The following is a 13473-nucleotide window of genomic DNA, read 5'->3' as shown; positions in this document are numbered from 1 at the left end:
ATGGCAACTTTACGAGTCAAACATTTAGCCAAAAGCTACAAAAGCCGACAAGTCGTTAAAGACGTTAGCTTGGAAGTAAGTCAGGGGCAGGTTATTGGTTTACTGGGCCCCAACGGTGCAGGTAAAACCACAACCTTCTATATGATAGTCGGTTTGGTTAATAGCGATAAAGGTCAAATTCTGCTGGATGACAATGACCTTACCTTACTGCCAATGCATGAACGGGCACGCCGGGGTATTGGGTATTTGCCACAAGAGGCGTCCATTTTTCGCAAATTGACCGTGCGCGATAATCTGATGGCTATTCTGGAAACTCGTAAAGAACTGTCAACCAACGAGCGTGAAGAACAGCTTGATGCTTTGCTCGAAGAGTTTCATATAGGCCACATAGCAAACAGTCAGGGCATGAGTCTGTCCGGCGGTGAACGTCGTCGGGTTGAAATTGCCCGAGCCTTAGCCGCAGAACCTACGTTTATTTTGCTGGACGAGCCTTTTGCCGGAGTTGACCCTATTTCGGTTATTGATATTAAAAAGATTGTTGAACATTTAAAGCAACGTGGTATTGGTGTACTTATTACTGATCACAACGTTCGCGAGACATTGTCTGTTTGTGAACACGCTTATATTGTCAGTCATGGTGAGCTTATTGCCAGTGGGGATGCAGAAAGTATATTATCGAATCAACAGGTTAGAGACGTTTACCTCGGTGAGCAGTTCACCCTATAACGTGATACCGGGACAGTCATTATGAAGCAAAGTCTGCAGCTAAAAATTGGTCAGCACCTGACCATGACGCCACAACTCCAACAGGCTATCCGCCTGCTGCAGCTTTCCTCGCTCGATCTTCAGTCAGAAATTCAGGATGCATTAGACAGCAACCCGCTGCTGGAGGTTGAAGGTGAAACGAGTAACGACGCGGACCAACCCGAAACTCGCAATATTGAAGAAAGAGACGACAGCCAACGGGAAACATCCGACGTTATAAAAACCCAGGAAATGCCTGACGAACTGCCGGTCGACAGCAGTTGGGACGACACCTACTCCAGTCATACCCCGGCCAACGGTGCAGCCTCTTCAGGTAAATCCTTTGACGGCGATTTTGAAGTCTATCAAGGCTCTACCAGCGAGTCTTTGCAGGATCACCTGCTTTGGCAAATGCAACTTTCTCATTTTTCGGAAGAAGACACCGCCATAGCTGAAGCCATTATTGAAGCCATAGACGACAATGGCTATCTAATGGTTGATGTTAATGAAATTATCGAAGCTGTGCGCCTACCCGAAGTTGAGGCAGAAGAAGTCTGCATGGTGCTTAAGCGTATTCAGCATTTCGACCCAATAGGTGTCGGCGCACGCAGCGTCAGTGAATGCCTTGCCATTCAATTACGTCAACTAAGCGACGACACTGAATACAAGCAGGTTGCTCTATGCTTAGTGACTGAACATATGGACTTACTTGGCAGTCGCGATTTTCGCACCATTCAGCGTAAACTGAAGCTATCGGAAGACGATTTACGTCAGACTATGCGATTAATTCAACAGTTGCACCCGCACCCGGGGGAGCAAGTTGCGCAGCAACCCGTTGAATATGTTATTCCCGATGTGGCCGTTACTAAAAAAAATGGTCGTTGGATGGTCGAATTAAACCCGGATAGCGTACCTAAACTAAAAGTGAACGAAGAATACGCGGCCTTGAGTAAAGCAACAAAGTCAGTAGCCGACAGCCAGTACATAAAAAACCATACGCAAGAAGCGCGCTGGTTCATAAAAAGCCTGGAGAGCAGAAACGATACGCTGCTGAAAGTGGCCAATTGCATAGTACAACGCCAACAGGGCTTTTTTGAGCATGGTGAAGAAGCTATGAAGCCAATGGTTCTGAACGATGTTGCAGAAGCCGTGGATATGCATGAAAGTACGATTTCACGCGTAACGACACAAAAATACTTACACTGCCCAAGTGGCGTATTTGAGTTGAAATATTTTTTCTCAAGTCATGTCAGTACAGAGGGCGGTGGCGAGTGTTCAAGCACGGCAATACGTGCTTTAATTAAGAAGATGGTCGCTGCTGAAAATCGCAGTAAACCGTTAAGTGACAGTAAGATTGCTGAACTGATAGCCGAACAAGGTATCCAAGTAGCAAGAAGGACAATTGCGAAGTATCGGGAATCGTTAAACATTCCATCATCGAGCCAACGCAAAAGTCTTTTGTAACTTTGTTAACTGCAGAAGGAAGACGTTATGCAAATTAATTTGACCGGTCATCACATCGATATTACCGAAGCTCTGCGTGACTACGTGGACACAAAATTTGCCAAGCTGGAAAGACATTTTGACCATATAACTAATGTTCACGTCATCCTAAATGTTGAAAAAACGATTCAAAAAGCGGAAGCTACGCTGCACGTGAATGGCGGTGAGCTTTTCGCCGACGCAAAACACGAAGATATGTACGCGGCCATCGACGGTTTAATTAATAAACTGGACCGTCAGGTGATTAAACACAAAGAGAAAATGAAACAACATTAATCCATGCAACTGAGTGAATTGTTAAGCCCCGACTGCACCAAGTGTGCAGTCGAGGGCGCAAGTAAAAAGCGACTACTTGAAACCATTAGTCAAATCGTAGCCCCTAAGCTGTCTGGCATTACCCGTCATGACATTTTTGAGAGCCTGTTAAACCGTGAGCGTTTAGGCAGTACGGGAATTGGCTTAGGTATCGCAATTCCTCATGGCCGCTTACCTAATGCGAATCATCCGGTAGCGGTATTACTGACCTTAGACGAACCTATCGAATTCGATTCTATTGACAACCAGCCTGTCGATATTATCTTCGCGCTTCTGGTGCCGGAGTCAGAGCACGAGAACCATCTACAAACATTGGCCACAGTGGCCAGAAGAATGAACGACAAAGACTGTACTCGCGCACTGCGCCACGCAGATTCTGATAAAGCGTTATATCAATTATTTGTGGGCGAAGGTGAGCAGTCGCCATGCAACTGATCATTGTTAGTGGTCGCTCCGGCTCAGGTAAGACAATTGCTCTGCGCGTACTGGAGGACTTAGGCTTTTATTGCGTTGATAATTTACCCATAAGCCTGCTACCAACTCTGGTGCATGCAGTCATAGAGCAGTATCAAAAAATAGCCATTAGCATTGATGTTCGCAACTTACCGGAGCACTCCGAAGAGCTACTGGACTCTCTGAGCTTTTTGCCAAAAGGCGTTGAACCGGAAATTCTGTTTATTGACTCTGACGACAACACCTTACTAAAGCGTTTTGGCGAGACTCGTCGCCTGCATCCGTTATCGCAAAAAGAACTGCCTCTGCTAGAAGCGCTTCAGGCCGAACATAAAATGCTTGAACCCATTATGGAACGCGCAACCTGGCGCCTGGACAGCAGTGATTTATCGCTGCACCAATTAAGCGAACAGGTCACTGAGCGGGTGCTGGGACGAGCGGATAAAAAGCTGATTATTGTGTTTCAGTCTTTTGGCTTTAAATATGGTTTACCCAAAGACGCTGACTTTGTCTTTGATGCGCGCATTTTACCTAATCCGCACTGGCAACCCGAGCTTAAGCTGCTTACCGGTCTGGATACCGACGTGCAGATTTTCTTTCGTCAGGAACCTTTGGTGACTAAATTTATTTATCAGCTAGAAAACTTTCTTGATACCTGGTTGCCACACTTCCAGCGCAGCAATCGAAGCTACCTGACCATAGCTACCGGTTGTACCGGTGGTCAGCACCGCTCGGTTTATATTTCTCAGCAGTTAGCCGAGCGTTTTGAACAGAAAGCTGTAAAAGTTCAGGTAAGACACCGGGAACTGAAAACCCATGGATAAAGTTTGCAGAAAGCTAATTATTCGCAATAAACTAGGCTTGCACGCACGTGCGGCAACAAAGTTAGCGCAATTAACGCAGGAATTTGAGTCAGACATTACTGTCACTCAGGGTGAGCAATGCGTTAACGCTGCCAGCGTTATGTGCCTGATGCTACTGGCCAGTCAACAGGGAAAAACTGTTGAAGTCTGTGCCGAAGGAAAAGACGCACAAGCAGCACTGGATGCCGTTAGTGCTTTGTTTGAAGATCGCTTCGAGGAAGACGAGTAAGCATGATTGCAGAGCTTTCCGACAAAGAATATGCCATGCAGCGCATTCAGGAGGTTAACTCCGCGCTATCCGATGGCATGTTCGTTGCTGCACGCCGTATGCTGCATAATATGCCGGCATGCGACGTGGCGTTGCTGTTGGAATCCTCACCCCCCAAAAGCCGTTCCATTGTTTGGAAACTGGTTGACGTAGATGAACACGGCGAGATTCTTGAAGAACTGAACGAAGAGGTTCAGAAAGACATTATTCGTCAAATGGCGCCGGAGAATCTTGCGGCGGCCACCGAAGGCATGGACACCGATGACCTTGCCTACGTTTTGCGGGGCTTACCTGAGCCAGTCTATCAGCAAGTTCTGAAGTCCATGGACGAAAGCGACCGGGAACGTGCGGAAACCGCGCTCTCATATGCCGAAGACAGCGCCGGTGGTATCATGAACACCGATACCATCACCTTGCGCTCGGACGTCACTATTGATGTTGTGTTGCGTTATTTACGCCTTAAAGGTGAGCTGCCCGAAGCCACCGATAAACTCTACGTCGTGGATCGCCATGAAAAACTCATTGGCGAAATTACTTTAACCCAGTTGTTAACTATTGATCCCAGCCGTCGCATTGACGAAATTATGTCGGCCGACATTACCACCATCCCCGTGACTATGGATGAAACGGAAGTCGCAAAACTGTTCGAGCGTCATGACTGGGTATCTGCGCCGGTCGTCGACAATGAGCAGCAGCTGGTAGGTCGTATTACCATCGATGACGTGGTCGATATTATCCGCGAAGAAGCCCAACACTCCATGTTGAGTATGGCGGGTCTGGAAGATGACGAAGATACCTTCGCTCCGGTATTAAAAAGTACCCGCCGCCGTACCGTATGGTTGGCGGTAAACCTGGTTACTGCCTTACTGGCCGCCATGGTCAGCTCATTATTTGAAGACATACTGGCACAAATGGCTGTACTGGCTATTTTAAACACCATTGTACCCAGTATGGGCGGCATAGCCGGTAGCCAGACATTAACTCTGGTCATACGAGGTATGGCTCTGGGACACATAGGCACCAGTAACTCCCGATGGCTTATCGGTAAAGAGCTGGCTATTGGTTTCTTAAACGGCATTATCTGGTCGGTACTGATTGCGGCAGTCGTCGCACTGTGGAAGCAAGACTGGCTGGTTGGCGGTATTATTGCCTTTGCCATGATGATGAACCTAGTCGCAGCCGCTTTAGCCGGTGCGACCATTCCGCTGGTTCTTAAGCGCTTTAATATTGACCCCGCGCTGGCTGGCGGGGTCATTCTGACGACTGTCACTGACGTGGTCGGTATCTTTGCCTTCCTTGGCTCAGCAACCTTGTTACTGTCTTAGAGACCTGGCTTTTTAATTGCCGGCAATACTCATTTGCTCTAATAACACTGAGCCGGTATGCAGCGCATGGCGTTCGTCGGTGTCATTCCCTATGGCAACAATGTTCGCCAGCATGTCTTTTAAGTTACCGGCAATGGTCACTTCTTCTACCGGATACTGAATTTCACCGTTCTCAACCCAGAAGCCGGCAGCGCCACGTGAGTAATCACCGTTGACCATATTTACGCCCTGCCCCATCAATTCGGTTACCAGCAAGCCCGTACCCATTTTTTTGCATAACTGCGCTAACGAGTTGTCCTGCTGTGTCACTCGCCAGTTGTGGATACCACCTGCGTGACCCGTAGGCTGCATATCCAGTTTGCGTGCAGCATAGCTGGTTAACAGATAGGTTTGCAGCACCCCGTCGGTAATAATTTCCCTATCCTTTGTCGCCAAACCTTCTGCATCGAACGGCGAGCTCGCCAGGCCACCGATAATATGTGGTTTTTCCTGAATGCTCAGCCATTCTGGCAGCACCGGCTTGCCTAAATGGTCGAGCAGAAAACTGGATTTGCGGTACAAATTGCCACCGCTTATAGCACTGACCATATGACCAAACAAACTCCCTGCCACATCAGCCCGGAAAATAACCGGTACTTTAGCTGTTGGTACTTTGCGTGCACCCAAGCGCGACAAGGTTTCTGCGGCGGCCTCTTCGGCAACACTCTCGGCAGATTTTAATTCGTGCATTTTGCGGGCAACAGAATAACTCATGTCGCGCTGCATTTTGTCGCCCTCTTTGGCTATCAGAACGCAACTAAGGTTATGTCGCGACTGTAAGTAACCGCCAATAAAACCGTGACTATTCCCATAAACACGAAAACCCGTGTGGCTGCCGTAATGCGCGCCGTCTGAGTTAACAATGCGCTCATCCAGGTTCAGGGCGTGTTTCTCACAAGCCAGTGCCTGCTTTATGGCATACTCTGCGCTCTGGTCACCGGGATGACACAAGTCTAAATCCGGTACATCGGTCGCCATTAATTCGGCCGGAGCCAAACCATTGTATGGATCCGGAGAGGTAAAACGGGCAATATCACAAGCCTTGTCGACGGCAGCGCTAATGGCCTGTTCCGACAGGTCTGTAGTCGATGCCGAACCTTTCTGGTTGCCTCTATACACGCTAATGCCCAGCGCCCCATCCTGATTAAACTCGACGGTTTCGACTTCGCCCAGGCGGGTCCCGACCGAAATACCGGCGCTGTGACTGATTGAGCATTCAGCAGAACTGACGCCTTTTGCTTCAGCCAGTCGCAGTGCTTCTTTAACAGCACTTTCTACCTGCTTCATTTGAACCTGTAAGTCACTCAGTTGTACTATCAAAAAACTCTCCTCACTGCTAAACTGACGGCTTTGTAGCGCTAATGAATCGAACTTATGCCGAAACGCCCAGCCGAAAATCCTGAACAATCTGACGACTTCGTCAGCAAGTCCCAAAAAAAACGCGAAATGGCTGAACGCCAGGAGCTAGGGACTCAACTTGTCAATTTAACTGACAGCCAGTTAGCAAAAATGCCACTGGATGATGAGCTGCGCGATGCCGTTTTACTTGCCCGTAAAATTCGTAACAAGCACGAAGGCTACCGACGCCAGCTTCAATTTATTGGCAAGCTCATGCGCTTACGTGATATCGCGCCTATTGAGCAAGCCTTAAATAACTTAAAAAATGCGCATCAGCAGCAAACATCCATTTTTCACGAGATTGAAACAACTCGCGATAAACTGCTGCATGAAGGCGACGATGCTCTACAAGAATTCATTGAAGAGCACCCTCATGCTGACCGCCAAAAATTGCGTCAGCTTATTCGTCTTGCCGAAAAACAGCGGGCTGAACAAAAACCGCCTGTCGCTGCCCGTCAGCTGTTTGTTTATTTACGTGAACTGCTCGGTTAATACCGGGCAACTCACTTATTCGGTACCGCCAACCGTCATTGAATCCAGTTTCAGCGTCGGTTGCCCAACACCTACGGGTAGACTCTGCCCGTCTTTGCCGCAAACACCAACACCTTCGTCCAGCGACAGGTCGTTACCCACCATAGACACCTGAGCCATAGCTTCTGGTCCGTTACCAATAAGTGTTGCACCCTTTATCGGTGTGGTAATTTTACCGTCTTCAATTAAATAAGCTTCAGATGCTGAGAACACAAACTGTCCGGAAGTAATATCGACCTGACCACCGGCAAATTGCGGTGCGTAAATACCCTTTTTCACGCTGCCAATGATGTCTTCCGGACTACTTTCTCCGGCGAGCATATACGTATTGGTCATTCGCGGCATAGGTAAGTGAGCGAAACTTTCACGGCGACCGTTTCCGGTGGTTGCCTGACCCATTAGACGCGCATTCATTTTGTCCTGCATGTAACCACGCAATACGCCATTTTCTATCAATACGTTATAGCCACTGGGTGTGCCTTCGTCATCAATACTCATTGAGCCACGGCGATCATTCAGAGTTCCGTCATCGACGATAGTACAAAGCGGTGAAGCCACCTGTTGGCCAATTTTGCCGGAATAGGCAGACGAGCCTTTACGGTTAAAGTCGCCCTCCAGCCCATGTCCAACCGCCTCATGCAGCAGCACGCCCGGCCAACCAGAGCCCAGTACCACAGGCATATTGCCTGCAGGTGCAGGTTTCGCTTCTAAGTTCACGAGTCCTTGACGTACGGCTTCTTCCGCAAAACGCTGCCAGCGGGCATTGCCGGACGCTTCATCAAGGAAAAACTCGTATCCTACACGCGCTCCACCACCGGCACTGCCGCGCTCGCGGCGACCGTTTTGCTCGGTAATAACAGAACAGTTCAGACGAATTAGAGGTCGCTTATCAGTAGCCAACGTGCCGTCTGTCGCAGCAACTAAAACTTCGTCGTAACTGCCGCTCAAACTAACCACCACCTGGCTTACACGTGAGTCCTGTGCCCGCGCGTGCGCATCAACTTTTTTCAGCAATTCAATTTTTTCGTCTTCAGACAAAGTATCCAGCGGATTCAGCGCTTCATAGCGCGACTTAGCCTGCACCGACTTCAGGGCTTCAACCTTTTTGCTTTGCCCCTGACGCGCTATGCCGCGGGCCGCTTCGCTAGTGCGCTGTAACGCTTTTAATGTAATCTCATCGGCATAAGCAAAGCCAGTTTTCTCGCCCTGTACAGCGCGCACACCCATACCCGTTTCAATATGAAACGCGCCGTCTTTAATAATGCCATCTTCCAGCACCCACGACTCGTTGACACTGTGTTGTAAATAGATATCGGCAAAGTCAATATCACCGCTGTATAGCGTGGATAAGGCCTTGCTTATGTCGTCTTGTGACAATTCGTAGTCAGTTAGTGTCATGTCTTTTGTACAACCTCAAATTGATTTTGTTGCGCCACCGGCATTTGTTTTCGTATGGATTCAATATCCGCTACGTCAACGCTGACAGAAACAACACCTTCATCCAGTTCCTGTTCTGCCAGTATTTCACCCCAGGGGCTGACAATAATTGAATGGCCAAACGTTTCACGACCATTTGCGTGCTCCCCCACCTGACCCGGTGCCACGATAAAAACCTGTTGCTCAATGGCGCGGGCGCGAACCAACGCATGCCAGTGAGCTTTTCCGGTAACCTGAGTAAATGCAGAGGGTAAAACAATGATTTGGGAGCCAGCCTGACGCAATGCTCTGAATAACTCTGGAAAGCGCAGATCATAACATACTGCCATGCCAACCACACCAAAGTCCGTTTCTGTGGTTACCACATTACTGCCCGGCTGAGTCCACTTTGACTCGCGGTATTCCTTAGTATTATCAGCCACATCAACATCAAACAAATGAATTTTGTCGTAGCGATTGAGAATAGCGCCATCGGGGCCAAAAAGAATAGATGCCGCGGAGAATCGCTCACCGGCATCTACCGGCAGTGTACCGCCGACCAGATAAACCTCGTGCTTTTTCGCTAAGGCAGCCAGCTGTTTCTGCACCTCACCATCCTTGTAAGGTTCAGCCATCGCTAACTGCGCACGGTCACCGGCACCGAAGCAACTAAAGGCTTCAGGCAGCACCACCAGTTGCGGACGTGCGGCAGGAAGTTGTTCCAGCAGTTTAGCAACAATGGCTAAATTATCTTGCGGATCCGGGCGACTGCTCATTTGCAGCGCCGTCAGTTGCACTTGTGTCATCGTCTGCCTCTGAATCGGTTGAGTTCTCTTCCAATTCTGGCAAATCAACCGGGCGGCTGTCACGTTCTATTTCTTCAACCACCGGTTCATCAATAGTACCGGTGACCTGATAACGCAGACGCGAAATCACTTTCGCATCGTGCAGTACTTTGTCGATGAACAACGCAGCCAGGCCGCTGGGCGGGTTTACCATCCAGGCAAGAATAATCGGTAGGCTGGAAGTGACCTTCGGCGCATAGGTCAGGTTATAATTTAGCTCACCAGTTTTCATATTGGTCCAGCCACGAATATCCATATCTCCTGCGGATCCCAGTAATCTTGCATCTTCGGTGGTCGCAACACCGTTTTCGATCTGAACACTGCCAGTTAGGTCAGTAAAAAACATTCCCTGCGAAAAAATATCACGAAAATCTAAAGTCAGCTTTCGGAGAATACTGTCCAGGCTCAATAACGAAAAAATACGCGCGCCGCCGTCACTCACTTCGGCCAGATAGCCTTTTTCTAAATCCCAGACCACTTCCCCGCTCAGCGAACTCCAGTCTGGTTGATACAAGTGGTCACGCCAGTTTAAGTTAAAGTCAATAACGGCAGCACTGTCTCTTACTGCCGTTTCCAGACCATAGTCACGTAATAAATCACCAAGGTCTCCAGCCTCCAAACGTCCCGAAAGCGCACTTAAAGCCTGCTCGTCTGTGTAGCGCCAATAACCTGTTACAGCCAACTCATCACTACCCTTTTTAAGAGCCATTTTTTCTATACTGAAGCCGTCTTCAAGCGGAGCAAGTACTAACTCAACTTCGCCTAACTCATGCTCGTCAATACGACAACTGCGACAGAAAAAGTTAAGTGCGGGTACTTTCTCGAGCCAATTCCAGTCTGTCTTCTCGGTGGCTTCCGGAAGCTCAACATTGCTGCTTAACGCCAAATAATCCGCTCTTACGGTTATCCCTTGCTGTACAAAGCTTTCCGGAATGGTCGCGCTTAGCACCGCATTCTTAGCATCCACCCGGGCCTGCCAGACTGAGTTTTCTGGCCACACCTGGATATCCGCCTGAGCAAATTTCTGCTGTCCCCACTGTAACTGAGGCGTCTCAATACGAATGGAATCGGGCAACCACCCTTCCCCACTACCACTTTCAGTATCAACGTTTGAATCCCCGGCCAACGCATAAAGTACTGAGTACCACCGTCCGATATCTGCATGCGGAAGCTGTGCGTTTATCGCAAAGCCGTTAACCAGTTCATTCGCAGAGTTCACTTCACCAATATCCAGTCTGGCCATTTGCCAGCCTCCACTGCCCGGCTGCCAGCGACTATCCCAGTTAAGGCGCTGGTCAATACTTGCTCGTAAACGCAGTTCTTCTCCAGTCCCATTGAGCTGAACCGACAGTTGCCAGTTATCTCCAAAATCTTTTTGCAACGGCGCTGGAAGCGATGTCTCAAGACCGGTCAAATCAAACTGAGACTCCAACGCAACGCCGACATCGTCTGCGTTAAAAGTTAACTGGAGATTAGCTTCACCATTTACCGCTCCGTAGAAAAACGGTTTCCACTGTGGATAAGGCAATTGCTTAAATAAGGGTTCGCTTTGCCAGTCCAGAGTTGTATTCACATTCAGTAAGTAATCCGCCCCGTTTAGCTCTCCCGATACTTTCGTTGGTATAGGCATACCGTACCAGTTAAGGCGCAACCCTTCGGTACTAACCTTGCTGTTGTCGATCTTCAGAATACCTTCAGAAACCGTAAAATCTTGTTGTATGGCGTCAATATTAAAAGACAACCCGGCCAACGGAGCATCAACAGCGACATCGACATCTCGCGAGCTATTTAAGGGGATATCCAACTGAAAAGAACCAGAAACCTCTCCGCTCGGGTCAATTTGAATGAGCGTTTCGGTTACGCTGTCCAGCGGCGACTGCTCAAAAACAGGTAACAACGATTCACCCTTTCCACTAACACTAGCCTGAACCTGCAGGCCCTGCGAAGCATCTGCTAAGTCCTTAATTTGCGCGTCAACCCGGGTTACCTGCACATCTTCTATATGCCCTGCATCGGTCGACATGAACAAGCTTCTGTTATAAAAGTCGAGCTTTACCGGAGCATCGGCTAGCGGAAGCCAGTCTGGCTGAAACCGGTAGGTTAAATCATCGAACTCCACCCGCGCATTGAAGACACCTTGATTGGTCGCCGCCGGAAACTGAGTGACAGGGCCTCGCCAAAGTAATTCCATGCCACGAGCCCGACCGGATACTAAGGCTGCGGAAAGATAGTCTTTGACTCCCTGACCCATAATTGATGGCAGCAACTTGCGGGCCGTGTCGACAGAAAAGCCCTGTGCGGTAGAAAGCAATAAGTCAATTTGTGGTGTTGTTTCACTGTCGCCGGACAAACCGCCACTGCCGGTAAGCTGAAAGTCGTCTCGCCGAAGTTGGAGCTGCTCTAAATTTACCCGCCAGTTATCAGCTTGTAACAACCAGGAGCCGGACAAATTAAAAGTATCAATATCCCACGCTTGCTTACCGGAAAGACTGTTTCCCGTAAGGCTAACGTTGTCACCTTCTACTTGCCACAAACCGTGATTCGACAAGCTGCTTATACTGACATCAAGGCCATTAAAACCAGGCCAGCGCTCATTTCCGTCGGCCGACAGGTTGTGGCTTTTTACAGACCATTGCTGGCCGGAGACAGGATGCAGGCGATAGCGCACACTGGCCTTACCCTTTAACCCCAGGCTCATGACCGATTCCGCTGATATATTAAAAGGCAGCAGAGGTAGTAACCCGGTAACCTCATCAATTGCGATATTATCTACACTGATATCGTGGATCTCATCCAGTTGCTGCCAGGCTATACGCGGTAATTCAAGATGACCTACCGAGGTATTTACTGTCATTGGCATACTGTTGAGTAGCCAGCCATTTTCTTCCGGCCGCAGCACAATTTCTCCCTCGGGTAACTGCAACCAGTTAAGTTCTTCGGAATTATTGTCTAACCAGGTAATACGGTTGTCTCTTAACTTAACTAATCCTTCAAATAATTGACCATTACGAACATCGAGCCAACCGGTAAAGTTTACGTTTGAAGCTTGTACGTCAATGTCGCCCAGTTGCTCTTCAAGCCAGGGACTGATATCAACGTTCTGTGAATTAACATAGAACTGACCATTAAACTCCGACCAGCGATCACCGCGCAAATCAATAATGAAATCCAGGCTATTAGTCGCAAAGTCTTCCATCCGGAATTGGCCAATCCCCTGGTGCTTTTTGCCTTCATTGGTCCAGGACAGTCGGTCAATATCAATTTCTCGCGTTACGCCCCGCAAGTTTGTCAGTAGCAACTCACCATTATTCAGTGAAAACTTCTCTAATTGCTGCAGGAATAAGCGGTTAACGTAGTCTAAATCTAATTTCTCAGCTTCGTTAGCTGCCGAGAATTTGCGTATATCTACCGCTATGCGGGCGTCATTAAGAATAAACTGCTGCGCAATGAGCTGTTGATCCAGTAAAGTTTTCCAGAAATCGAGTACCACATGAACCTTACCAACACGAACTTGCACAGGCGACTGCTCGCGTTCCAGCAAAACTAAATTATCCAGCACAATGGAAGGGCCTTCCCGGGTCCAGGCCATAGATAAGTCACTAATGCTCACGGGTTGCTGGAAACGGGCTTCCAGTTGCTCTTCAAGGGGTTCGGTCAAATCGGGCAGGTATGGCAGGCTGTAACGCAATAAACTCAGGCCGACAGCAACCAGCACCAGCACAATAGCCAGCGTTAGCCAGAGTTTGTTCAAAATCCACGACAGTGTCCGCATG

The 13473-nt window shown here is 48.8% G+C and carries 12 protein-coding genes; 8 read left to right on the top strand and 4 right to left on the bottom strand.

The window, feature by feature from the left end; genetic code table 11:
• Genes lptB through mgtE form a run of 7 tightly spaced genes read left to right on the top strand, consistent with a single transcriptional unit; the run spans position 1 to position 5471 of the window.
• The gene (gene lptB, locus DEU30_RS09225) at positions 1 to 726 is read left to right on the top strand and encodes an LPS export ABC transporter ATP-binding protein (RefSeq protein ID WP_011233658.1); all 726 of its coding nucleotides are present in this window, start codon (positions 1 to 3) and stop codon (positions 724 to 726) included.
• A gap of 21 nt (positions 727 to 747) precedes the next feature.
• Positions 748 to 2208, top strand: a complete 1461-nt coding sequence (locus DEU30_RS09220) for an RNA polymerase factor sigma-54 (RefSeq protein WP_110013569.1) — start codon at positions 748 to 750, stop codon at positions 2206 to 2208.
• A 27-nt stretch (positions 2209 to 2235) separates the two neighbouring features.
• Positions 2236 to 2523 carry a ribosome hibernation promoting factor gene (hpf, locus tag DEU30_RS09215; protein WP_011233656.1) on the top strand — a complete coding sequence of 96 codons (288 nt, stop codon included), beginning with the start codon at positions 2236 to 2238 and terminating at the stop codon, positions 2521 to 2523.
• 3 nt (positions 2524 to 2526) lie between these two features.
• Positions 2527 to 2997 carry a PTS IIA-like nitrogen regulatory protein PtsN gene (gene ptsN / locus DEU30_RS09210; protein WP_011233655.1) on the top strand — a complete coding sequence of 157 codons (471 nt, stop codon included), beginning with the start codon at positions 2527 to 2529 and terminating at the stop codon, positions 2995 to 2997.
• On the top strand, positions 2988 to 3839 hold the full coding sequence (gene rapZ / locus DEU30_RS09205) for an RNase adapter RapZ (RefSeq protein WP_011233654.1): 852 nt from the start codon (positions 2988 to 2990) through the stop codon (positions 3837 to 3839). The genes ptsN and rapZ overlap by 10 nt, the downstream gene beginning before the upstream one ends.
• On the top strand, positions 3832 to 4107 hold the full coding sequence (locus tag DEU30_RS09200) for an HPr family phosphocarrier protein (protein WP_011233653.1): 276 nt from the start codon (positions 3832 to 3834) through the stop codon (positions 4105 to 4107). The genes rapZ and DEU30_RS09200 overlap by 8 nt, the downstream gene beginning before the upstream one ends.
• A gap of 2 nt (positions 4108 to 4109) precedes the next feature.
• Complete coding sequence (gene mgtE, locus DEU30_RS09195) at positions 4110 to 5471, top strand: magnesium transporter (protein WP_011233652.1); 1362 nt, start codon at positions 4110 to 4112, stop codon at positions 5469 to 5471.
• A gap of 12 nt (positions 5472 to 5483) precedes the next feature.
• On the opposite strand, the gene pmbA is transcribed toward mgtE, so the two are convergent.
• Positions 5484 to 6830, bottom strand: a complete 1347-nt coding sequence (pmbA, locus tag DEU30_RS09190; protein ID WP_114982057.1) for a metalloprotease PmbA — start codon at positions 6828 to 6830, stop codon at positions 5484 to 5486.
• Positions 6831 to 6884: 54 nt separating this feature from the next.
• Here pmbA and yjgA point away from each other — a divergent pair, with 54 nt between their 5' ends.
• On the top strand, positions 6885 to 7400 hold the full coding sequence (yjgA, locus tag DEU30_RS09185) for a ribosome biogenesis factor YjgA (protein WP_011233650.1): 516 nt from the start codon (positions 6885 to 6887) through the stop codon (positions 7398 to 7400).
• A 15-nt stretch (positions 7401 to 7415) separates the two neighbouring features.
• On the opposite strand, the gene tldD is transcribed toward yjgA, so the two are convergent.
• The 3 genes from tldD to DEU30_RS09170 are packed head-to-tail and all read right to left on the bottom strand — an operon-like array spanning position 7416 to position 13472.
• Positions 7416 to 8837: a metalloprotease TldD gene (gene tldD / locus DEU30_RS09180; RefSeq protein ID WP_114982056.1), complete on the bottom strand. Its 1422-nt coding sequence runs from the start codon at positions 8835 to 8837 to the stop codon at positions 7416 to 7418.
• Positions 8834 to 9661, bottom strand: coding sequence for a carbon-nitrogen hydrolase family protein (locus DEU30_RS09175; protein ID WP_227016355.1), 828 nt, complete (start codon positions 9659 to 9661; stop codon positions 8834 to 8836). The genes tldD and DEU30_RS09175 overlap by 4 nt, the downstream gene beginning before the upstream one ends.
• On the bottom strand, positions 9603 to 13472 hold the full coding sequence (locus tag DEU30_RS09170) for a YhdP family protein (RefSeq protein ID WP_114982055.1): 3870 nt from the start codon (positions 13470 to 13472) through the stop codon (positions 9603 to 9605). The genes DEU30_RS09175 and DEU30_RS09170 overlap by 59 nt, the downstream gene beginning before the upstream one ends.
• Position 13473: the final 1 nt, after the last annotated feature.

This window comes from Idiomarina sp. 017G, assembly GCF_004362265.1.
GTDB lineage: Bacteria > Pseudomonadota > Gammaproteobacteria > Enterobacterales > Alteromonadaceae > Idiomarina > Idiomarina loihiensis.
The sequence above is the reverse complement of the archived record's forward strand: the minus strand, read 5'-3'. Positions and strand labels throughout refer to the sequence as shown.